We start from the raw sequence: 22839 nt of genomic DNA on the forward strand, positions 1-22839 counted from the left end.
ACGCCCGGGGGAAGAACCCTGTAGCGGGGGAGAAGGGCGAGGATTGCGCTCCTGTGCAGGACGAGCCGGCGGCGCATGATCCTGTATGCTGGACGAGCACCTCGATCTCGGGGTGACTACGCGTGCCCAGAGCGACTCCGTCGTGGCATCCACTCCCGCAGGTCCCGTTCTCCGAACGGGTGGGCGTGAGCCGGGCACCAGGATGTCCGACCGTCCGGTCGGCATGACAACCTCAACGGCGCTCCGCGCCAGAATCAGGAGACGACCATGGCTGTGGTCACCATCCGCCAGCTGCTCGACAGCGGCGTGCACTTCGGACACCAGACCCGTCGGTGGAACCCGAAGGTGAAGCGCTTCATCCTCACCGAGCGCAGCGGCATCCACATCATCGACCTCCAGCAGTCGCTCGGCTACATCGACAAGGCGTACGACTTCGTCAAGGAGACCGTGGCGCACGGCGGCACGATCCTCTTCGTCGGCACCAAGAAGCAGGCGCAGGAGATCCTCGCGGAGCAGGCCACGCGCGTCGGCCAGCCCTACGTGAACCAGCGCTGGCTCGGCGGCCTCCTCACCAACTTCTCCACCATCGCGAAGCGTCTCGCCCGCATGAAGGAGCTCGAGGAGCTCGACTACGAGAACCCCTCCGCCTCCGGCTTCACGAAGAAGGAGCTGCTGCTCAAGAAGCGCGAGCTGGACAAGCTCCACAAGTCGCTCGGCGGTATCCGCAACCTCACCAAGACGCCGTCCGCCCTCTGGGTGGTCGACGCCAAGCGTGAGCACCTCGCCATCGACGAGGCCAAGAAGCTCGGCATCCCGGTGATCGGCATCCTCGACACCAACGCCGACCCGGACGACTTCCAGTACCCGATCCCCGGCAACGACGACGCCATCCGTTCGGTGTCGCTGCTGACGCGCATCATCGCCGACGCCGCCGCCGAGGGCCTGCAGCAGAAGCACAACCCGGAGTCGGGCGACGCCGAGCCGCTGGCCGAGTGGGAGAAGGAGCTCCTCGAGGCTCCCGTCCAGGAGTCCGCTGACGCCGCCGAGGTCGTTACCGCCGACGACGAGGCCGCTGTCGTCGAGACCCCTGCCGCCGACGCCACCGCCGCCGACGAGGCCGGTGCCGAGGCGCACGACGAGGCGATCGCCGCCGCTTCCGGTGAGGAGACCGCCGAGGTCGCCGCCGCCGAGGCCGCAGACGCCAAGTAATCCCTCGTACACCCACACAACGAAGCAAGGAGCCACCACACATGGCCAACTTCACCATCGCCGACCTCAAGGCGCTGCGTGAGCAGCTCGGCACGGGAATGGTCGACACCAAGAAGGCACTCGAGGAGGCCGACGGCGACGTCGAGAAGGCCACCGAGATCCTGCGCCTGAAGGGTGCGAAGGGCAACGCCAAGCGCGCCGACCGTTCGACCAGCGAGGGCCTCGTCGTCGCTCGCGAGCAGGACGGCGCCGTGACGCTCGTCGAGCTCGCCTGCGAGACCGACTTCGTCGCGAAGAACGAGCGCTTCATCGCGCTGGCCGACAAGGTCGCCGACGCCGTCGCCGCCGTGAAGGCCGACTCGGTCGAGGCCGCTCTGGCCGCTCCGGCGGGCGACAAGACCGTCGAGCAGCTCATCTCGGAAGAGGCCGCCATCATCGGCGAGAAGGTCGAGCTCCGTCGCGTGCGCACCGTCACCGGTGACAGCGTCGAGGTCTACCTGCACCGCACGAGCAAGGACCTGCCGCCGCAGATCGGTGTCGTCGTCGCCTACACGGGTGACGACGCCGAGACTGCGCGCAGCATCGCCCAGCACATCTCGTTCGCCAACCCGTCGTACCTGTCCCGCGAGGACGTGCCGGCGGATGCGGTCGAGAAGGAGCGCGAGATCGTCACCGAGATCTCCCGCAACGAGGGCAAGCCCGAGGCCGCTCTGCCGAAGATCGTCGAGGGCCGTGTCTCCGCGTTCATCAAGCAGGTCGCCCTGCTCGAGCAGGACTACGCGAAGGACAACAAGCTCTCCGTCGCCCAGGTGGCGAAGGACGCCGGTATCACCGTGACGGACTTCGCGCGCTTCAAGGTCGGCGCGTAGCACTGTCGAAGGGGTTCGGATCGCTCGATCCGAACCCCTTCTTCATGCCCACCAGGCACTATCTTGAATCGGGACGAGAGGACATCCCCCATGACTGAACGCACCGGACGCCGTCGCGTCCTCCTCAAGCTCTCCGGAGAGGCGTTCGGCGCCGGGCAGCTCGGCGTCAACCCCGACGTGGTCAGCCAGATGGCGCGCGAGATCGCCGCTGCGGTCGACCGGGTCGAGGTGGCGGTCGTCGTCGGCGGCGGCAACTTCTTCCGCGGGGCCGAACTCAGCCAGCGGGGCATGGACCGGGGGCGGGCCGACTACATGGGCATGCTCGGCACCGTGATGAACGCGCTCGCGCTGCAGGACTTCCTGGAGCAGGCGGGCGCGGCGACGCGCGTGCAGTCGGCGATCTCGATGACCCAGGTCGCCGAGCCCTACATCCCGCGTCGCGCGGAGCGGCACATGGAGAAGGGCCGCGTGGTCATCTTCGGTGCCGGTGCGGGCCTGCCGTACTTCTCCACCGACACGGTCGCCGCGCAGCGCGCACTGGAGATCGGTGCGCAGGAGGTCCTCGTCGCCAAGAACGGCGTCGACGCGATCTACACCGCCGACCCGAACAAGCACGCCGACGCCGAGCGCATCGAGCGCGTGACCTACCGCGATGCGCTCCAGCAGGGCCTCAAGGTCGTCGACTCGACGGCGTTCAGCCTGTGCATGGACAACAACATGGACATGCGCGTCTTCGGCATGGAGCCGGCGGGCAACGTCACCCGCGCTCTCCTGGGCGAGCCCATCGGCACGCTCGTCACCGCCTGAGCGCCTGCACGGGACGGGGGCCCGCTCCCGATAGAATTTCCAGAACACCCCGACGATAGGAGCCACCGTGATCGCGGACGTCCTCGCTGAAACCACCACCCGCATGTCCCGGGCCGTCGAGGCTGCCAAGGAGGACTTCTCCACGGTGCGCACGGGTCGTGCGAACCCGCAGCTCTTCCAGAAGGTGCTGGTCGACTACTACGGCACGCCGACGCCGCTCGCTCAGCTCGCGTCGCTCGCGAACCAGGAGGCGCGCACGCTCATCATCACGCCGTACGACAAGTCGGCGCTGAAGGCGATCGAGCAGGCCATCCGCGACATGCCGAACCTCGGCGCGAACCCGACGAACGACGGCAACCTCGTGCGCGTCACGATGCCCGAGCTCACGGCGGAGCGCCGTAAGGAGTACGTCAAGCTCGTGAAGTCGAAGGCGGAGGACGCCAAGGTCCACGTCCGCGGCATCCGCCGGAAGGCGAAGGACGAGCTCGACGGCCTGAAGAGCGAGCTCGGCGAGGACGAGATCTCCCGTGGTGAGAAGGAACTCGACGCGCTGACCCGTCAGCACGTCGACCTCATCGACGACGCGCTGAAGCGCAAAGAGGCAGAACTCCTCGAGGTGTAGTCCGCATGTCCGACGAATCGCGAGGCACCGACGAGGGCGCTCCGGTGGCGCGGCCGGAGGTCGGCCCCGACGGCGGCGTGCCGCTCGGCGACGCGGCCTTCCCGGCCTTCGACGCCGACCGCGTGCCCCCGCGACCGCCGCTTCCGGCGACGCCGGGTGCAGCGCCGGTGACCGCCGACCGGCTGGACACCGCGGATCACAATGCGATCCGCGAGCAGTGGCGCCAGGCGCGGGACGAGTTCGGCACGCACGTGTCGCATGCGCGGGATCAGCTCGACCAGGCGAACGAACGCATCAAGCAGCGCACCGGACGTGACCTCGTCCTCGCGATCCTGATCGGCCTCGCCTTCGGTGCGGCGCTCCTCGGCTCGCTGCTCTTCATCAAGGCGCTGTTCGTCCCGTTCGCGTTGGCCGCGGCGCTCCTCGGCGTCTACGAGCTCTCGCGCGCGCTGCGCGCCGCCGGGCGTCGCGTCGACGTGATCCCGCAGTTGATAGCGGCGACCTTCCTCGTGCTCTCCGCGTACTTCGCGGAGCCCTGGCTGAGCTGGGTCATGCTGTTCGTCTCCGTGGCGTTCGTCATCGTCTGGCGCCTGCTCGCCCAGATGGTCGCGAAGGATGGGCGCACGTACGGCGATGTGCTCACCGACGCCGTGATCGGCGGGTTCGTGCAGGTGTACGTGCCATTCCTCGCGGGTGTGGCCCTCATCCTGCTCGAGCAGGAGGGTGGCCAGTGGTGGGTGCTCAGCTTCATCGCGATCGCCGTGGCGGCCGACACCGGCGCTTACGCCGCGGGGCTCGCGTTCGGGCGACACCCGATGGCGCCGCGGATCAGCCCCAAGAAGACCTGGGAGGGCTTCGGCGGTGCGGTGGTGGCGTCGCTCGCGGCGGGCGTCCTCCTGGCGATGTTCCTGCTCGACCTGCCCTGGTGGGGCGGTGTGATCTTCGGGGCCGCGATCCTGCTGTCCGCCACGCTCGGAGACCTCGGCGAGTCGATGCTGAAGCGGGATCTCGGGATCAAGGACATGAGCTCCTGGCTCCCCGGGCACGGTGGGCTCCTCGATCGGCTGGACAGCATCCTGCCGTCGACCGTCCCGGCCCTCTGCCTGTACTTCCTCCTCTCTCCCTGGTTGGTGCTGTGATGAACGACAGTGGTGCTGTGATGAACGACGACCGTCGCGAGGTCGCCACGCAACGCGCGGCCACGCCGGCCTTCGCGCTCACGACCGGACGCACGAAGGGGTACCACCGTGCCGCGGTGGACGGATTCCTCGCCTCGGCACGGCGGGCGTTCGAGAGCGGCGCGGACGATCTCACGGCCGATGACGTCCGCACCGTCTCCTTCCCCCTCGTCAAGGAGGGGTACGTGGTGGCTGACGTCGACGCGGCCCTCGGACGGGTCGAGGACGCTTTCGCCGCCCGAGAGCGGGAACGCGCCGTGCGGTCTCTCGGAGCGGGCGCCTGGGTGGAGCAGGCCAGAGCCGACGCGCAGGTCATCCTGGACCATCTGGCGCGTCCGCGTCGCCACCGGTTCGCCCGTACCGGCTTCCTCACGTTCGGGTACCGCGTCGACGAGGTCGACCACGTCACCTCCCGGATCGTCCGCTACCTGCGGGACGGCGACGCGCTGTCCGCTGAGCAGCTGCGGTCCGCAGCGTTCCGCATGCAGCGTGGCGGCTACCGCGAGGAGCAGGTCGACGCGCTCCTGGACGCCACCATCGACGTGATCCTGGCGGTCCGCTGAGCCGTCTGATGGCCTCTTCAGGCAGGTATGCGTAAACTGTCCTCCATCGTGAACTCCCGAAACGACATGATTCCCGAACGAAGCGACGCCGTGCTGGTACCCGCAGCCACGGCTGCATCAGCCTCCCGCGGCACGCGCCGCTGGTCGCGCCGCCGCGGTGTCGTGGGCGTCTTCAGCTCGCTCGCGGTCGTCGCATTCGCGGCCGCGATGGTCGCGCCCACCGGCGTCGCGCTCGCTCAGCCCGTCGCCACGGAGGCCCCGGACTCCGTGTATGCGGTGGCCCTGGCGGACACCCAGAACCTCACGGTCACGGTGGAGGGCGCGGCGATCACTCCCGTCGAGCGCGGCTCCTTCGACGTCTACGTCAAACCCAAGCCGAAGCCCAAGCCGAAGCCGGCCCCGGTGACCACCTCCTCGTCGTCGTCCGAGGGCTCGCAGGGCGGGTCGTCCGGGGGCGGCGGACTCCCGCCGTACAGCGGCGGAGGCGCACCCGCGGAGTGGATGGCAGCCGCCGGGATCGCGCAGGGCGACTGGCAGTACGTCGACTACATCGTCTCGCGGGAGAGCGGCTGGAACCCCAACGCGACGAACTCCTCCTCCGGTGCCTGCGGCCTCGTCCAGGCCCTGCCCTGCAGCAAGGTGCCGGGGAACGGCTACAACCCGGTCGACAACCTCCGCTGGGCGACCGGATACGCCACGGGTCGCTACGGCAGCTGGGCCGGCGCGTACAACTTCTGGGTCACCAACCACTGGTGGTGAGCCGGCACCATGCCCCGCTCACGCCGACGTCCTTCCGCGCGCCCTGAGGGCGAGGACTCGTTCGACCGTCTCCTCGCCGGCTGGAAGCGCACCGAGGTCCGCCGAGGCGTGGAGTGGACGGTGCAGCCCGTCTCCGCGCTCCAGGCGCAGAAGGCGTACATCTGCCCGGGCTGCGGACGATCCGTCGAACCGGGTACCGCCCATCTCGTGGCCTGGCGCGCCGACGGCGTGCTCGGCGATGCCGCAGCCCTGGCTGACCGCAGACACTGGCACAACCACTGTTGGAGGATCGCATGACCATGGAGATCCGGGGACCGCTGGAGCTCCCGGCGCGCCGCGAGGACATCGAGCTGCACACCGCGGACGGCCTGACGCTCGTCGGCGAGCTCGCGACGCCGGAAGCCGCAGCCCCGGTGGCGACGCTGGTCACGCTGCACCCGTTGCCGACCGCCGGTGGCTTCATGGATTCGCACATCATCCGCAAGGCGTCCGCGCGTCTTCCCGCCCTGGCCGATCTCGCGGTGCTGCGGTTCAACACCCGTGGTACCACCTCGCCGCGCGGCACCAGTGAGGGGACGTTCGACGGCGGCGCTGCAGAGCAGTTCGACGTCGCGGCCGCCATGGACGTCGTCCGCGACCGCGCGCTGCCGCGCCCCTGGCTCGTCGGGTGGTCGTTCGGGACGGAACTCGCCCTCAAGTACGGTGCCGACCACGACATCGAGGGCATCATCCTCCTCTCGCCGCCGCTGCACCGCGCGACGGCGGAGGAGGTCGCCGCCTGGGGGGAGACCGGCCACCGCGTGGTCATCCTCGTGCCCGAGTTCGACGACTACCTGCGCCCGGCGGAAGCGCGGGAGCGCTTCGCGACGATCCCGCAGGCGCAGCTGATCGCCGTCGAAGGGGGCAAGCACCTGTGGGTGGGGGAGACGCAGACGCGCCGGGTGCTCACCGAGATCGTCGCCGCCGTCAATCCGTCGGCGCTGCCGCTGCCGACCCACTGGCCGGCAGCGGACTGACGGCGAGGCCCGCCCCGGTCACCGCTCGTTCATGCGCGGGATGAGCACCTGCCGGTAGAGGATCAGGATGCTGGCCGCCACGGGGATCGCGATGAGCGCCCCGAGCAGGCCCAGCAGGCTTCCTCCCGCGAGGGCTGCCACCACGACGACGGCGCCGGGCACGGAGACGGCGCGGCTCATGATGCGCGGCGAGATCACGTACGCCTCGATCTGCATGTAGATCAGGTAGTAGATCGCCGCCGCGAGAGCCGTGCCGGGGGAGCCGAGGCCCGGGATGAGGCAGACGAGGACGATGATCGTCGAGCCGGTCAGGGTGCCCACCAGCGGGATGAGCGAGAAGAAGAACGCGACGACCGCGAGAACGGCGGGGAACGGCGCGTCGATGATCGTCAGGTAGATCGCGCTGAGGACGCCGTTGATGACGCCCTGGCTGACCTGGCCCATGACGTAGTAGCCGACCGAGTCGGTGATCTGCTCGGAGAGATCGATGAAGCGATCCCGCTTGGACGCCGGGACCAGCTGGTACACCGCGCGCTTGAGCGAGGGTGTCGAGGCCGTGAGATAGATGGTCAGGATGAGGACGATGAAGGCGCCGAACACGCCGCTGAGCACGGCGCCGCTGGCGATCAGCACGCCCTGACCGATAGACCCGCCGATCTCCGCGAGATTGGTCGTCAGCCAGTCCTCCACATACGCGAAGACGTCGTCGACGAGGAGGTTCGGGAACGTCTCCTGGATCCAGCTCCTCAGATCCTCGATCGCGGTTCCCCGTTGCACGATCGCCGTGATCTGGGCGATGAGCTGCGAGATCTGGTCGACCAGCACGGGCAGCACGATGAGGATGATCCCGACGAAGACGGCCAGCACGGCGACGATCGTCACGAGGACCGCGAGCCAGCGGGGCAGGCGTCGACGCTCGAGGAACGTGACGAGAGGGTCGAGGCCGAGGCTGAGGAAGAGGGCGGTGCCGATGTAGAGCAGCACGGTCGACAGCGTCTGGACGCTGCTGATCAGGACGATCCCGAGCCCCACGCCGAGTGTCGCCACGAGGGCGGTGCGGAACGGGTTGTGGATCTTCATGCAGACTCCTCGGTACGGCTGCAGCAAGGCTACCCATGCCGCGGCTCGACGCGCCGCCGACGTGCCGGGCGACGGACGAGGGAGGGCCCTCGTGGTCAACACACAGGTGGGTTCGCTAGTCTGAAATGTCGAGTGTGGCGTCGTGGGCGGGAAGCCGCGATGCGTGAGGAGACTATTCGTGCGTTTCGTATGGGCCGTGGTGGCCTTCGTGCTGGCTGCCGTGCTGATCGGTGCGGGGATCGCCCAACGCACCATCTTCGTCGGCCCTTCGTCCGAGGAGGCTCGCGTCGACATCGAGGAGCCCGCGCCCTTCGTTCTCCTGGACGGCGACGTCCTGCGGATCAACGCCGGCGCGCAGAAGCTGCTCATCCGCGGCGAAGGGGAGATCTTCACCAGCTACGGGCGCACGGCCGACATGGAGGCCTGGCTCTCCGACTCCGAGTACAACCACGTGGCCGTCGGGGACGAGGACGAGCTCGTCGTCGAGCATGTCGCCGCAGCGGACGACGAGGGGTCCACCGAGACGCCGGCGCCCGAGACGACCGCGACCCCGGCGCCGGGGGAGGACGCCGACGCGCCCGCGGGCCGGAACCCTGCCGGCTCCGATCTGTGGCTCGACTCCTTCAGCGAGGAGAACTTCCTCGCCACTGACAAGATGCAGCTCCCGGAAGGGACCAGCGTGCTGATCGCCTACGACGGCACCAAGGACGCGCCGGACGACATCGTGGTCTCCTGGCCGCTGGACACGCGGACGCCGCTGGCGGGCCCGCTCATGGCGGCAGGCGGGTTGGTGCTCCTCGTGGGCCTGGTCCTGTACGTGCTCGCGATCCGTCACCAGCGCCGTGGCCGCGGCCCGCGCCGGAAGGGGCCCGGGCCGCTTCCCACGACGCAGCCGATCGACGTGGCGGCCCTTCCGCCGTCCGAGCGCGAGGCCCTGGAGGCCACGGACGGCGAGCAGGCGCCGACACCGGCGAGGAAGGACGACGTGGAGGACGCGGAGATCGTCGACGAGAAGGAGCAGGACGGGAAGAGCACGATGCGCGCTGAGCGCCCGAGGCGTCGTCGGCGCCTGCTCGCCCTCCCCGCCCTCGGCCTGACCGCCCTGCTGGCCTCCGGCTGCACGGCGGAGTCCTGGCCGGAGTTCGGGGCCCCCTCCGCATCGCCGTCTCCGACCCCGACCGTGATCGCCCCCGAGAACCAGAAGCCGCCGGCGGTCACCGAGACGCAGGCCGAGCGGATCCTCCGGGAGGTCTCCGAGACCCTGGTGCAGGCCGATGAGGCGAAGGATCTGGACCTCGCGGCCACCCGTCTCGACGGCGCACCTCTCACGACGAGGACCACCGACTACGCCCTGCGCGCGAAGCTCCCGGATCGGGCCGCGCCCGCCGCGATCCCGACGGACGACGTCGAGGTGGTCCTCCCCGAGGCGACGGACCGCTGGCCACGCACCGTCCTCATGCTCTCGAAGAGCACCGGCGACGACACCGTGCCGCCGGTGGTGCTGACCATGACGCAGGCGGACCCCTGGTCCAACTACAAGGTCACGAACATGGCGGAGATGTCGGCGGACGCGGCGTTCCCCGAGGTGGCGGCCAGCTGGCTGGGGACCTCGCTGGTCCCGGCGGATTCGGCCTTCCTGTCGGTGCCGCCGAACGAGGTCGCCGCGGCTTTCGCCGACGTCGTCGACAACGGTGAGAAGAGCGCCTCCTACGGGCAGTTCGACGATCTGGCGCTGAACCTGGCGACATCGATCAGGGACAGCCGACAGAGCCTGGTGAAGGGACTCGCCGACGCCGGGGCTGCGAAGACCTCCAAGGCCGCGTTCGACATGAAGCCGACGACGACGGAGCCCGTCTCGATGACGACGCTGGACAGCGGCGCCATCGTCGCCGTCTCCGTCCTCGATGTCGAGACCATCACGCCCACGTCCTCCGATGTCGTCATCCGCTTCGGTGACAACAAGGAGGCCAAGGCGCTCACCGGGGCCAACGAGTCCGCGAAGGGCGCCCAGACGACCTATGAGTTCCAGCTGTTCTTCGCCGTCCCGTCCCAGGGGTCGAGCGAACCGATCCGTCTCCTGGCGTCCCGTCAGGATCTCGTGTCCGTGAAGGTGATCAAGTGAGTGAGATGTCTCCCGCGGCCCTGCGTGGCGCCGTCGATCTGTCCAGCCTGCGCAACCGTCCGTCCCCGCCGGCGGGTGGTGCAGCGGCGCCCGCGACCGCACCGGTGGCTGACGTCGTCGTCGACGCGACCGACGAGAACTTCGGTCAGGTCCTGGAGCTGTCGCGCACCGTCCCGGTGGTCGTCGACCTGTGGGCCGAGTGGTGCGGGCCGTGCAAGCAGCTGAGCCCGATCATCGAGAAGGTCACTCGGGAGCTCGGCGGCCGCGTGCTCCTGGCGAAGGTCGACGTGGATGCGAACCCGCAGCTCGCGCAGAGCTTCCGCGCGCAGTCCATCCCGATGGTCGTCGCCCTCATCGCCGGCCAGCCGGTGCCGATGTTCACGGGCGCCGTACCGGAGCAGCAGGTGCGTGAGGTCTTCGCGCAGCTGCTCCAGGTGGCGGCGCAGAACGGCGTCTCGGGAACGCTCCCCGTCGGCGACGCCGAGACCGGGGAAGCCGAAGCCGCTGCCGAGCCCGAGCTGCCGCCGCTGCACGCGGAGGCGTTCGCCGCCATCGAGCGCGGCGACTACCGTGCGGCCATCACCGCCTATGAGAAGGCACTCGCGGAGAACCCGCGCGACGAGGACGCCATCGCCGGCCTGGGCCAGGTCCGCCTGCTCGACCGTGTGCAGGGACTCGACCTCCAGACCGCCCGAGCCGCGGCCGCAGCGGCTCCGCTGGACGTGCAGGCCCAGTTCGACGTCGCGGACCTCGACCTCGCCGGTGGACATGTCGACGACGCCTTCGGCCGGCTCCTCGACCTGTTCGCTCAGCTGCCGTCCGACCAGCGCACTCCCGTCCGGGAGCGTCTCATCGAGCTCTTCGGCCTCATCGGCGCCAGCGACCCGCGCGTGATCGCGGCTCGGAACCGACTCTCCTCGCTGCTCTTCTGATCGGCCTGCGCGGGGATTGTTCCTCCGCGCAGACCGATCGTCGCCGGCCGTCCGTCAGCCGTTGTTCACCGTCGGCACGTGCGGCTCGGGCTGGTGGCGGAGCCAGAGCGTCGACAGCGCGGGCAGCGTGATCGACGCCGTGGGGGCGCCGGCGTCCGCGGGCTCGGCGATCACCATCCCGAGGTTGCCCGACCCCCGTCCGCCGTAGGCGACGGCATCGGAGTTCAGGATCTCCTGCCACACGCCCTCTCTGGGCAGCCCGAGACGGTAGCCGGTGCGTTCCACTCCGGCGAAGTTGCTGACGACGACGAGGCGCCCGCCGTGCGCGTCCCGTCGTTCGAAGGCGATGACCGACGGGTCCCAACTCGGGGCGCCGAGGCGGGTGAACCCGGAGCCGTCGTTGTCGCGCTCCCAGAGGGGGGCCTGCGACCGGTACACCCCGTTCATCGCGGCGACGAAGTCCTGCAGCTGGGCGTGGGAGGGCTGGTCACGGAGCCACCAGTCCAGCTCCCGACCCTCCGACCACTCCGCGAGCTGACCGAACTCCTGTCCCATGAACAGCAGCTTCTTCCCGGGATGCCCCCACATGTAGGCGAGGTAGGCACGGACGTTCGCAAGCTTGTGCCAGTGGTCGCCCGGCATCTTGGACAACAGGCTGCCCTTGCCGTGCACCACCTCGTCGTGGCTGATGGGCAGGACGTAGTTCTCGCCGAACGCGTACACGAACGAGAACGTCATCTCGCCCTCGTGGTGCGCGCGGTACATCGGATCGCGTCCGATGTACTGGAGCGAGTCGTTCATCCAGCCCATGTTCCACTTGAAACCGAACCCGAGGCCGGCGTGATCCGTCGGTGCCGTGACGCCGGGGAAGCTCGTGGACTCCTCGGCGATCATCAGGATGCCGGGGTGGAGCCGGTAGGCGGTGGCGTTGACCTCCTGGAGGAAGCGGATCGCCTCGAGGTTCTCGCGTCCGCCGTGGATGTTCGGCTCCCACTCGCCCTCCCGGCGCGAGTAGTCGAGGTAGAGCATCGACGCCACGGCGTCGACCCGCAGGCCGTCGACGTGGAACTCGTCCAGCCAGTAGAGGGCGTTGGCGACGAGGAAGCCGCGTACCTCGGGCCGGCCGTAGTCGAAGATGAGTGTGCCCCAGTCCTGATGCTCGCCGCGGCGGGGATCGGGGTGCTCGTACAGGGGCTGGCCGTCGAAGCGGGCCAGCGCGAAGGCGTCCTTGGGGAAGTGCCCGGGGACCCAGTCCATGATGACGCCGATGCCGGCCTGGTGCAGGCGGTCGATGAGGTAGCGCAGGTCGTCGGGGGAGCCGTACCGGCTCGTCGGTGCGTAGTATCCACTGACCTGGTAGCCCCACGAGCCGCCGAACGGATGCTCGGCCAGCGGCATGAACTCGACGTGGGTGAACCCCGTCTCCTGCACGTGTGCGATCAGCGGATCGGCCATCTCGCGGTAGCCCAGCCCCTCGCGCCAGGAGCCGACGTGCACCTCGTACACCGACAGCGGCTGCGCGACGGCATGGGTGGCGGCGCGACGGGTCATCCACGCGCCGTCCTGCCAGGCGTAGGACGAGGCGGTGACGACCGACGCGGTCTCCGGCGGCACCTGCGCCGCCAGCGCCATCGGGTCGGCCTTGAGGATCCAGGCGCCGCTCCGGGTGCGGATCTGGTACTTGTAGCGGGTGCCGACGGGCAGGTCGGGGATGAAGATCTCCCAGACGCCGCTGGCGCCGAGCGAGCGCATGGCGTGGCTCTCGCCGTTCCAGCCGTTGTGATCGCCCACGACCCGGACGGCCGAGGCATCGGGGGCCCAGACCGCGAAGGACACGCCCTGTTCGTCGCCCTGCGTACGGGGATGCGCCCCCAGCGCCTCCCACAGACGCTCGTGCCGCCCCTCGGCGATGAGGTGCAGGTCGAGTTCGCCCAGTGTCGGTGCATGCCGGTACGGGTCGCCGGAGACGATCTCCTCCTCGCCGCGGTAGCGCGTCGCGATGCGGTAGGGGAGCGGTGGCCCGGGGTGCGTGCCCTCCCAGAGGCCGTGCGCGACGTGGGACAGGGCGAGTCGGCTTCCATCGCTGAACACGGCCTCGACGCTCTCGGCGAGCGGTCGGCGGACGCGGATGGCGGTGACGGTACGGTCGGCGGCATCCTTGGCGGGGTGCGCGCCGAGCAGGGAATGCGGGTCGTGATGCTGACCGGCCGCGACGGCCTCCCACTCGGCGTTCGGGGTGTCCTCGATGCGGCTCATGCGCGCTCCCTCACCTTCAGGATGTGGACGGGCTCGGCGAAGGCGTCGAGCCGGACGTAGTTGTGATCGCTCCAGGTCCAGACGGCGCCGGTCAGGAGATCCTCCACCTCGAAGGTCTCGCCCAGGGGGACTCCCCAGCGCGTGGTGTCGAGGTGGACGGTGGTCTCGCGCACCGAGTGCGGGTCGACGTTCGCGACGACGATGAGGGTGTCCGGTCTCCCGGTACCGGTGAAGGCGGCGTCGAGATGCTTGCTGAACACGAGGATGGCGTCGTCGTCGCTCCAGTGCAGCTCGAGGTTGCGGAGCTGGCGCAGCGCGGGATGCGCCGCACGGATCTCGTTGAGCCGCCGGAGCAGCGGGGCCAGCGACTCCCCGCGTTCCTCGGCTCCCGCCCAGTCGCGGAACTTGTACTCGTACTTCTCGTTGTCGATGTTCTCCTCGGAACCCGGGCGAGCCACGTTCTCGACGAGCTCGTACCCCGCGTAGACCCCGTACACGGGCCCTGCCGTCGCGGCGATGCAGGCGCGGATGCGATACGCCGCGCGTCCGCCGAACTGGAGGTACTCGGTGAGGATGTCGTGGGTGTTCACGAAGAGGTTCGGACGCATGTAGTCGGCCGTCTCGTGGGAGATGGAGGTGAGGAACTCCTCCAGCTCGGATTTGGTGTTGCGCCAGGTGAAGTAGCTGTAGCTCTGCTGGAAGCCCACGGCGGCGAGCGCGCGCATCACGGCGGGCCGGGTGAAGGCCTCGGCGAGGAAGATGACGTCGGGATCCGTCGCGTTGACCGTCGCGATCAGCCACTCCCAGAACTGGAGCGGCTTGGTGTGCGGGTTGTCCACGCGGAAGATCCGCACACCCTCGGCCACCCAGTGCCGGACGATCCGGAGCATCTCGGCCGCGATGCCCTCCGGGTCGTTGTCGAAGTTCAGCGGATAGATGTCCTGATACTTCTTGGGCGGGTTCTCCGCGTACGCGATGCTGCCGTCCGGGAGGGTGGTGAACCACTCGGGGTGTTCGCGGACCCACGGGTGGTCGGGGGATGCCTGCAGCGCGAGATCCAGGGCGACCTCCAGCCCCTCCTTCCGCGCGGCGCGCACGAACGCGCGGAAGTCCTGCGGGGTGCCGAGGTCGGGATGGATGGCGTCGTGCCCCCCTTCAGTGGCGCCGATCGCGTACGGCGAGCCCGGGTCTCCCGCCTCGGCGACGAGCGTGTTGTTGCGCCCCTTGCGATTGGTGCTGCCGATGGGGTGGATCGGGACGAGGTAGATCACATCGAAGCCCATCCCGGCGACCTCGGGCAGGCGCTTCGCCGCCGTGCGGAACGTGCCGCTGCGCACCGTGCCGTCCTTGAGCCGTCTGGCACCTTCGGAGCGTGGGAAGAACTCGTACCAGGCGCCCACGCCCGCACGGGTGCGCTCGACGCGGAGGACCTGCTCCGCGGAGAGGGAGCGGAGGGTCGCGATCGGGCGGTCGCGGAAGATCGTTGCGAGTTCGGGGTCGACGGCCATCGCCGCAGTGGTGGTGGCGTCGCCGGCCTGGAGCTCATCGGCTCGGACGCGCAGGCGCGTGCGCTGTGCCGCGGGGCGATCCTTCTCCGCCGCGGCCCGCCGCAGCAGCTCCGCGCCGAGCGCGGCCATCACCTCCACATCGACGCCTGCGGCGACCTTGACGTGCGCGGCGTGCGCCCAGGTGGCGAAGTCGTCGGAGAACGCCTCGAAGTGGAAGTGCCAGACGCCCTCCGCGTCGAGGGCGATCTCCGCCTCCCAGCGGTCGGTGCCGTCCGCGAGGGCGGTGAGCCGGTGCAGGCTCTCCTCGCCGGTCGGGGACGTCAGCCGCACGTGCACGCCGATGAGGTCGTGACCTTCCCGGAAGGCGACCACGCGGAACGGCACGACCTCGCCGGCGAAGGCCTTGGCCGGGAAGCCACCGGGGACCGCGGGGCTCCCGTCGAGCAGCGGGATCCGCGTCGTGCGCAGCGCTCCGGGGCGGTCCGCGTCGGCGGCGCGCGTCGGGATCTGAACGGGGCTCCGCAGAGCCGTGGGCCGGGTTCCAGCACGAGCAGTCACATGCCGAATCTACCGGTCGGGCGTGCGGGAACCTACCGCTCGACCAGGGCGGCGAACCGTGCTATCACTCGACGCGGAACAGGCGCATCGAGGTGCCGGGGATCGGCAGCACCTCGCCCGGTACGAAGGTCTCCTCGGCGTCCGACGGCCGCTCATCCGCGCTCGACCAGAGCGAGACGAACCGGGTGGCGCCGTCGATGTCCTCCGGGAGCCGGACGTCGATCGGAGCCTCCGTGCCGTGCACGATCAGCAGGATCCGGTTCGCGGCTTCCTTGTCCGGCGTGGACGCGGCGACGTACTGCAGGGTGCGGTTGCCGGGGTCCGTCCACTGGGCCGGCTCCATCGTCGCGCCGTCCTGGTCGTACCAGTCCATGACCGACGCGTTCGGGATGTGCTCGCCGAGGCGCGCGTACCGGCTCGGGCGCAGCGCGGGGTTCTCCTCACGGAGCCGGAGGAGGCGCGCGACGTGGGCGCGGAGGTCCTCCTGCCACGGCTCGAACTCCCAGGAGAGCCAGGACAACGGAGAGTCCTGCGCGTAGGCGTTGTTGTTGCCCCGCTGCGTCCGTCCCACTTCATCCCCGGCGGTGAGCATCGGGATGCCGGCCGAGAGCAGCAGGGTGCCGAGCAGGTTGCGCATCGCCTTCCGCCTGGCGGCGAGGATCATCGGATCGTCGGTGGGGCCCTCCACGCCGTGGTTGAAGGACCGGTTCAGATCCGCGCCGTCGCGGTTCTGCTCGCCGTTGGCCTCGTTGTGCTTCACGTCGTACGACACGAGGTCGTGGAGAGTGAAGCCGTCGTGCGCGGTGACGAAATTGATGCTCGCGAGCGGTCCCCGATCCTCGCTGAAGGTGTTGGATGAGCCGGCCAGACGTGTCGCGAAACCGCCGATCCCCACCGGTGCCGAGGCCCGCCGGGCGTAGTCGATGTCGCTGAGCCAGAAGTTGCGCACCCGGTCGCGGTAACGGTCGTTCCACTCATGCCAGCCCGAGGGGAAGTTCCCGGTCTGCCAGCCGCCCAGACCGACGTCCCAGGGTTCCGCGATGAGCTTGGTCTCCGCGAGCACGGGGTCGGCGGCGATCGCCTGCAGAAGGGGATGGTCGGGGGTGTAGGTGTGCGCGCCGTCGCGGGCGATCGCCGTGGCCAGATCGAAACGGAATCCGTCGATCTGCATCTCCTCGGCCCAGTACCGGAGGGAGTCCACGACGAGGCGCGCCCCGGCCTCGGTGGCGGTGTTGAGCGTGTTGCCGCATCCGGTGGTGTCGATGTAGACGCCCGCGTCGTCCTGCCGGTAGTACCGGGCGTTGTCGAGGCCGCGGAGGCTGGACCGCGGGCCGCCGATCCCCTCCTCGGATGTGTGGTTGTACACGACGTCGAGGATCACCTCGAGACCCGCTTCGTGCAGCAGCCGCACCATGCCCTTGAACTCGGCGATGATCGCCTCGGGCCCGGCCTTGCGCGCGCCCTCGGTGGCGTACGCGGCGTGCGGTGTGAAGAAGTTCAGGGTGTTGTAGCCCCAGTAGTTCGTCAGACCACGCTCGAGGAGTCGGGGTTCCGGGACGAACGCGTGGACGGGGAGCAGCTCCACCGAGGTCACCCCGAGCGTGCGGAGGTGCGCGATCATGGCGGGATGCGCGAGGCCCGCATACGTCCCGTGCAGCGCCGGCGGGATGTCGGGGTGACGCTTGGTCAGCCCTTTCAGGTGGCCCTCGTAGATCACGGTCCGGTCGGCCGGGACCCGCGGCTTGGTGGAGTCGCCCCAGTCGAAGCCGTCCTCGATGAGCACGCCGCGCCACTCCTGGTAGCCGTGGCCCTGGGCGAGACCACGCGCGTACGGGTCGAGGAGCAGCGTCTCGGGGTTGAACGTGTTGCCGGGGCCGTGCGGTCCCTCGACCCGGAGGGCATACCGCACGCCCGGCTGGAGCAACGGCGTCGTGACCTCCCAGACCCCTCCGGGCCGCCTTTCCAGCGCCGCCTGGTCGACCACCCAGTCGAGGTCCGTGGCGTCGAACACGACGAGCTCGACGGCCGAGGCGTTCTGCGACCAGACCCGGAGAGTGCCGACGTCGTCGTGCAGGCGAACGCCGAGATCGTCGAGGGTCGCCCCACCGGGCACGACGGAGGCGGGGGACGAAGGCATGGATACACCCTAAACGTGTTGCATTTCAGTCTCATGACAGGACGCACCCGGTCTCACGCGCAGACGGAGCGTCCGCCGCGCGGATCGGGGAGAATCGACGTATGCGGCACTATCTCGACCACGCGGCGACGACCCCGCTGCGCCCGGAGGCCAGGGACGCGTGGCTGGAGGCGTCCGTCATCGTCGGCAACGCCTCGTCGACGCACGGGGCAGGGCAGGATGCGCGCCGGGTGCTGGAGGAGTCCAGGGAACGCGTGGCCGCGGTTCTCGGGGCCGACCCGATCGAGGTGGTGCTGACCTCCGGCGGGACCGAGTCCATCAACCTCGCTCTCCAGGGCCTGTGGCGCTCGCGTCGTCCGGGCTCTTCGGCGGTCGTCGTGCCGGACGGTGAGCATCACGCGACGATGGACACGGTCGCCGCCCTCGTCTCCGACGGAGCCGAGGTGCGCGCTGTTCCTCTCTCTGCCCAGGCGCGCATCGACGGAAGCCGCTTCGCGTCGGCCCTGCCCGGTGCGGCGTTCGCGACCGCGCTCGTCGCGAACAACGAGACCGGGACGGTCAACGACGCGGCGGCTCTGACCGCGGCCGCCGCCGATGCCGGAGTGCCGCTGCACCTCGACGCGGTCGCCGCGCTCGGGCACCTCCCGCTGTCGTTCCGGGAGCTGAGGGGCGGTGCGGACGAGGGGACGGGCCTGGTGGCGCTCAGCGTCGCCGGTCACAAGGTCGGCGCGCCCGTGGGCGTCGGTGCGCTGGTGGTCGCTCGGTCCGCCCGACTGACCCCGCTTCTGCGGGGCGGGGGCCAGCAGCGGGGTCTGCGTGCGGGTACGCAGGATGTGCCGGGAGCCGCGGCACTGGCGACCGCGCTCGAGCTCGCCGAACGGGAGCGGGCCGCCGAGACCGTCCGGGTGGGCCGCTTGCGCGACGGTCTCGTCGAGGGGGTCCGTGCGCGGGTGCCGACGGCCGAGCTCCTGGGCGACCCCGATCACCGTCTTCCCGGGACCGCGCATCTGCTCTTCCCCGGTGCCGTGGGGGAGAGCCTGCTGTTCCTGCTGGACGTGGCCGGGGTCTCGGCCTCCACGGGATCCGCCTGTCAGGCGGGGGTCGCCGAGCCCTCGCACGTCGTGATGGCGATGGGGCGCAGCGAGTCGGACGCCAGGAGCGTGCTGCGATTCTCTCTCGGCCGGACCTCGACGGACGCCGACGTCGACGCGGTGCTCGGGGCGATCGGCGATGCCTACGCCCGGGCATCCGGGGCCCGTGCAGCCGAGCGCTCGTAGACTGGACCCATGCGAATCCTTGCGGCCATGAGCGGCGGTGTGGACTCCGCCGTCGCGGCCGCCAGGGCCGTCGAGGCGGGGCACGATGTGGTGGGCGTGCACCTGGCGCTCTCCCGCGCCGGGGGGACCCTGCGCACCGGCAGTCGAGGCTGCTGCACGATCGAGGACGCGCTGGACGCCCGCCGGGCCGCCGACCTCCTGGGCATCCCCTTCTACGTGTGGGACTTCTCCGAGCGCTTCCGGGATGACGTGATCGACGACTTCGTCGCGGAGTACCGCGCCGGTCGTACTCCGAACCCGTGCATGCGGTGCAACGAGAAGATCAAGTTCGCGGCCCTGCTGGAGCGCGCCCTGGAGCTCGGCTTCGACGCCGTCTGCACCGGACACTACGCGACCCTGGTGGACGGTCCTGAGGGTCTCGAGCTGCACCGGGCCTCGGACAACGCGAAGGACCAGTCCTACGTGCTCGGTGTCCTGACGGCCGACCAGCTCGCGCACACCTATTTCCCGCTCGGGACCACGCCGTCGAAGGCCCTCGTGCGGGCGGAGGCGGCGCAGCGCGGTCTCAGCGTGGCCCAGAAGCCGGACAGTCACGACATCTGCTTCATCCCCGACGGCGACACCCGGGGGTGGCTGGCCGAGAAGGTCGGCACGGCCACCGGTGAGATCGTCGATCGCACGGGCGCGGTCGTCGGCGCGCACGAGGGCGCGCACGCGTTCACCGTCGGCCAGCGGCGCGGGCTCAAGCTCGGTGTCCCGGCGCCGGACGGCAAGCCCCGCTTCGTCCTCGAGGTGCGTCCCGTGTCGAACACGGTGGTCGTCGGCCCCAAGGAGGCCCTGGCGATCGCCGAGATCGCGGGGCAGCGTTTCAGCTGGGCCGGCGCCGCACCTGCCGCGTCGACGTTCGCGTGCGATGTGCAGATCCGCGCGCACGCCGAGCCGGTGCCCGCCACGGCCACCGTGACCGCGGAGGGCGTTCGCGTGGTGCCGCAGACTCCGCTCGACGGCGTCGCTCCGGGACAGACCGCCGTGCTCTACGTCGGCACACGAGTGCTCGGGCAGTTCACGATCGATACGACCGTCTCCGCCGTTCCGGTCGGCGTCTGATCCGGGTGGATGTCGGTCCCCGCTCCTAGACTGGCGGGGTGCCGGAGAACATCTCACTGGAAGACGCCCGCAGCGAGGCGGAGGAGCTGACCACCCGCATCCTCGAGGCGAAGGACGCGTACTACGGGCGCGACACGTCGCTCGTCGACGACGCGACGTACGACGGCTGGATGCGGCGCCTGGAAGAGCTCGAGCGCCTGCACCCCGAGCTCCAGGGTCAGGACTCGCCGACGCAGATGGTCGGCGCGGCCGAGGCGACAGGGCTCGCGACCATCGAGCACGCCGAGCGCATGCTCAGCCTCGACAACGTCTTCTCGATCGAGGAGTTGCGGGAGTGGGCGCAGAAGACGCGGGCGGCCGCCGGGCGCGACGTCGATTGGCTGACCGAACTCAAGATCGACGGGCTCGCGATCAATCTGCGATACGAGCACGGCGTCCTGACGTCGGCCGCGACCCGCGGTGACGGGCGGGTCGGCGAGATCGTCACCGAGAACGCGCTCCGGCTCCCCGAGATCCCGGAGCGGCTCGCCGGGGGGGGACACCCGCCGATCGTCGAGGTCCGCGGAGAGGTCTTCATCCCCGTCGCCGCGTTCGAGCGTCTGAACGCGGCGCAGGCGGCTTTCCGCGACCGCGCGTATGCCGACGCCCTCGCGCGGTGGGAGGCCAGGGGCGGCGCGAAGAGGCCGTTCGATGAGGAGAAGGCGCGCACCGCGGCGGCGCGGCGCTTCCCGGCCTTCGCCAATCCCCGCAACGCCGCCAGCGGCGGCCTGCGTCAGCAGATCGACAAGAAGGACGGCCTGGAGCTCGAAGCGGGCCTGCTGCGCATCGAGTCGCTCGCGCTCTACGTGCACGGCATCGGCGCCTGGACGAACCCGCCGGTCGCGGCGCAGAGCCAGGTCTACGAGCTGCTGGCCGCCTGGGGGCTGCCGACGAGCCCGCACACCAAGGTGTGCCGCAGCATCGAGGACGTCGTCGCCTTCGTCGAGCACTACGGGGAGCATCGGCACGACATCGAGCACGAACTGGACGGCATCGTGGTCAAGGTCGACGAGCTCGACCTGCACGACGAGCTCGGGGCCACGAGCCGGGCCCCCCGCTGGGCGATCGCCTACAAGTACCCGCCGGAGGAGGTGCAGACGAAGCTCCTCGACATCGTCGTCTCCGTCGGGCGCACCGGTCGCGCCACTCCCTTCGCGGTCATGGCACCGGCTCACGTCGCCGGATCCGTGGTCCGTCAGGCCACGCTCCACAACAAGGACGTGGTCAAGGCCAAGGGCGTGCTCATCGGCGACACCGTGGTGCTCCGGAAGGCGGGCGACGTGATCCCCGAGGTGCTCGGCCCCGTGGTCGAGAAGCGGGACGGGACGGAGCGGGAGTTCGTCATGCCGGCCGACTGCCCCGAGTGCGGCACGCCGTTGCGCGCCATGAAGGAGGGCGACATCGACCTCCGGTGCCCGAACGCGCGGTCGTGCCCTGCGCAGGTGCGCGGACGCGTCGAGCACATCGGTTCCCGCGGCGCCCTCGATGTCGAGGCCCTGGGCGAGGTCACCGCGGCGGCCCTGACCCAGCCCACGACTCCGGCCGAGCCCCCTCTGAGCACGGAGGCAGGGCTGTTCGCCCTCACGCTGGAGCAGCTCGTGCCGATCGAGGTCGTCGTGCGTGATGCGGAGACGGGTCTGCCGCGCGAGGACGAGGACGGCCTCGTGAAGACGCGCGCGCCGTTCCGACGGAACCCGACCGCCGCCGAGAAGAAGTCGGGTCTGGAAGGTCCGCAGCCGTCCTCGCAGGCGCTGACACTGCTCGCGGAGCTGGAGAAGGCGAAGACCAAAGACCTCTGGCGGCTGCTCGTCGCCCTCAACATCCGCCACGTCGGACCGGTCGCGGCGCGGGCGCTCGCGCAGTGGTTCGGGTCGCTCGACGCGATCCGGGAGGCATCGCGGGAAGAGCTCGCCGCGGTCGAGGGCGTGGGCGGCATCATCGCCGACTCCTTGCTCGCGTGGTTCGACGTCGACTGGCACCAGGACATCGTCCGGCAGTGGACGGATGCGGGCGTGCAGTGGGCGACGCCGGGCCACCCCGGGCCGGGAGCAGCTGTCGCCGCCGGGGGAGTGCTGGAAGGCCTCACGGTGGTCGCGACGGGATCTCTCGACGGCTACACCCGCGAGGGCGCGCAGGAGGCGATCATCAAGGCCGGCGGCAAGGCGGCCTCGAGCGTCTCCAAGAAGACCGACTTCGTGGCCGCGGGTCCCGGCGCCGGCTCCAAGCTCGCGAAGGCGGAGGAGCTCGGCGTCCGCATCCTCGACGCCGCGCAGTTCCACGTGCTGGTCACGGAGGGCCCTGCGGCGCTGGAGTGAGGCTCAGGCGCTCTCCGGGGCCGCCGTGGTGGGCGCGAGGAACTGTCGCAGCCGCGGTGAGTCCGCGAATCCCAGCTTCTGGTAGAGACCCACGGCGGCCTCGCTCGAATGCACGGTGATCCGCTCGGCACCGACGGACACGGCGTGCGCGCAGGCGGCGGCGACGAGGCCGCGGCCCGCTCCGCGCCCTCGATGCTCCGGGAGGACGAAGACGCTCTGGATGTCCGCGGAGATGCGATCGACCGCCCCGGGCCGCGGCACACGCGGCACGAGGGCGACCCAGGCGGCACCGACGATACGGTCATCCTCCTCGGCGCGCGCGACGAAGGCGACGTGGGTGCGGGCGTGCGCCTGCCACCAGTCGCCGAGTTCCGCGGTGTACGTGTCGAGCGATCGACCGGCCGTCAGGTCCCTCGGCACGTCCTGCCACTTGAGCTGGGCGAGCGCGGGGAGATCCTCCCTGCCGGCGCGGTCGATGCGCATCG

The 22839-nt window shown here is 70.3% G+C and carries 19 protein-coding genes; 14 read left to right on the forward strand and 5 right to left on the reverse strand.

Going from position 1 to position 22839, the window contains the following annotated elements; all coding sequences use genetic code 11:
* Positions 1-267 precede the first annotated feature (267 nt).
* The 9 genes from rpsB to AC3B5L_RS08065 all read left to right on the forward strand — a co-directional run bounded on the left by rpsB (position 268) and on the right by AC3B5L_RS08065 (position 7023).
* Entirely contained in the window at positions 268-1209 is a 942-nt protein-coding gene (gene rpsB, locus AC3B5L_RS08025) for a 30S ribosomal protein S2 (protein WP_259951634.1), read from the forward strand.
* Between the two features lie 41 nt (positions 1210-1250).
* Complete coding sequence (gene tsf / locus AC3B5L_RS08030) at positions 1251-2078, forward strand: translation elongation factor Ts (protein WP_187664000.1); 828 nt, start codon at positions 1251-1253, stop codon at positions 2076-2078.
* 90 nt (positions 2079-2168) lie between these two features.
* Positions 2169-2885: a UMP kinase gene (gene pyrH, locus AC3B5L_RS08035; protein ID WP_025103358.1), complete on the forward strand. Its 717-nt coding sequence runs from the start codon at positions 2169-2171 to the stop codon at positions 2883-2885.
* Positions 2886-2952: 67 nt separating this feature from the next.
* Complete coding sequence (frr, locus tag AC3B5L_RS08040) at positions 2953-3507, forward strand: ribosome recycling factor (RefSeq protein ID WP_187664001.1); 555 nt, start codon at positions 2953-2955, stop codon at positions 3505-3507.
* Positions 3508-3512: 5 nt separating this feature from the next.
* Positions 3513-4646 (forward strand): phosphatidate cytidylyltransferase, encoded by a 1134-nt coding sequence (locus AC3B5L_RS08045; protein WP_187664002.1) that lies wholly within the window; start codon positions 3513-3515, stop codon positions 4644-4646.
* 20 nt (positions 4647-4666) lie between these two features.
* Entirely contained in the window at positions 4667-5248 is a 582-nt protein-coding gene (locus AC3B5L_RS08050) for a DivIVA domain-containing protein (RefSeq protein WP_187664144.1), read from the forward strand.
* Between the two features lie 66 nt (positions 5249-5314).
* Positions 5315-6007, forward strand: a complete 693-nt coding sequence (locus AC3B5L_RS08055; protein WP_187664003.1) for an aggregation-promoting factor C-terminal-like domain-containing protein — start codon at positions 5315-5317, stop codon at positions 6005-6007.
* Positions 6008-6016: 9 nt separating this feature from the next.
* Positions 6017-6304 (forward strand): Rv1322 family protein, encoded by a 288-nt coding sequence (locus tag AC3B5L_RS08060; RefSeq protein ID WP_232089226.1) that lies wholly within the window; start codon positions 6017-6019, stop codon positions 6302-6304.
* Between the two features lie 2 nt (positions 6305-6306).
* Entirely contained in the window at positions 6307-7023 is a 717-nt protein-coding gene (locus tag AC3B5L_RS08065; RefSeq protein WP_268776563.1) for an alpha/beta hydrolase, read from the forward strand.
* A gap of 18 nt (positions 7024-7041) precedes the next feature.
* On the opposite strand, the gene AC3B5L_RS08070 is transcribed toward AC3B5L_RS08065, so the two are convergent.
* A complete protein-coding gene (locus AC3B5L_RS08070) occupies positions 7042-8103 on the reverse strand; it encodes an AI-2E family transporter (protein WP_060922797.1) in 1062 nt (353 codons plus the stop codon).
* 178 nt (positions 8104-8281) lie between these two features.
* Between AC3B5L_RS08070 and AC3B5L_RS08075 the strand changes: the two genes are divergently transcribed.
* Both AC3B5L_RS08075 and AC3B5L_RS08080 read left to right on the forward strand, forming a co-directional pair.
* Positions 8282-10225, forward strand: a complete 1944-nt coding sequence (locus tag AC3B5L_RS08075; protein WP_268776363.1) for a DUF8094 domain-containing protein — start codon at positions 8282-8284, stop codon at positions 10223-10225.
* 5 nt (positions 10226-10230) lie between these two features.
* Positions 10231-11157 (forward strand): tetratricopeptide repeat protein, encoded by a 927-nt coding sequence (locus tag AC3B5L_RS08080; protein WP_370428569.1) that lies wholly within the window; start codon positions 10231-10233, stop codon positions 11155-11157.
* A 54-nt stretch (positions 11158-11211) separates the two neighbouring features.
* Here the strand turns inward: AC3B5L_RS08080 and glgB are convergent, their stop codons facing one another.
* From glgB to glgX, 3 genes are all read right to left on the reverse strand, one after another.
* A complete protein-coding gene (glgB, locus tag AC3B5L_RS08085) occupies positions 11212-13413 on the reverse strand; it encodes a 1,4-alpha-glucan branching protein GlgB (RefSeq protein ID WP_187664006.1) in 2202 nt (733 codons plus the stop codon).
* Positions 13410-15479, reverse strand: a complete 2070-nt coding sequence (locus AC3B5L_RS08090; RefSeq protein ID WP_187664007.1) for an alpha-1,4-glucan--maltose-1-phosphate maltosyltransferase — start codon at positions 15477-15479, stop codon at positions 13410-13412. The genes glgB and AC3B5L_RS08090 overlap by 4 nt, the downstream gene beginning before the upstream one ends.
* Before the next feature lie 64 nt (positions 15480-15543).
* The gene (gene glgX / locus AC3B5L_RS08095) at positions 15544-17616 is read right to left on the reverse strand and encodes a glycogen debranching protein GlgX (RefSeq protein ID WP_490096381.1); all 2073 of its coding nucleotides are present in this window, start codon (positions 17614-17616) and stop codon (positions 15544-15546) included.
* Positions 17617-17717: 101 nt separating this feature from the next.
* Between glgX and AC3B5L_RS08100 the strand changes: the two genes are divergently transcribed.
* Genes AC3B5L_RS08100 through ligA form a run of 3 tightly spaced genes read left to right on the forward strand, consistent with a single transcriptional unit; the run spans position 17718 to position 22354 of the window.
* Positions 17718-18893, forward strand: a complete 1176-nt coding sequence (locus AC3B5L_RS08100; RefSeq protein WP_490096382.1) for a cysteine desulfurase family protein — start codon at positions 17718-17720, stop codon at positions 18891-18893.
* 9 nt (positions 18894-18902) lie between these two features.
* Positions 18903-20000 carry a tRNA 2-thiouridine(34) synthase MnmA gene (gene mnmA, locus AC3B5L_RS08105; protein WP_259951627.1) on the forward strand — a complete coding sequence of 366 codons (1098 nt, stop codon included), beginning with the start codon at positions 18903-18905 and terminating at the stop codon, positions 19998-20000.
* A 38-nt stretch (positions 20001-20038) separates the two neighbouring features.
* Complete coding sequence (gene ligA, locus AC3B5L_RS08110; protein ID WP_490096383.1) at positions 20039-22354, forward strand: NAD-dependent DNA ligase LigA; 2316 nt, start codon at positions 20039-20041, stop codon at positions 22352-22354.
* Positions 22355-22357: 3 nt separating this feature from the next.
* On the opposite strand, the gene AC3B5L_RS08115 is transcribed toward ligA, so the two are convergent.
* Positions 22358-22837, reverse strand: a complete 480-nt coding sequence (locus AC3B5L_RS08115) for a GNAT family N-acetyltransferase (RefSeq protein ID WP_187664012.1) — start codon at positions 22835-22837, stop codon at positions 22358-22360.
* Positions 22838-22839 lie beyond the last annotated feature (2 nt).

This window comes from Microbacterium sp. C-MGS6, from assembly GCF_058140415.1.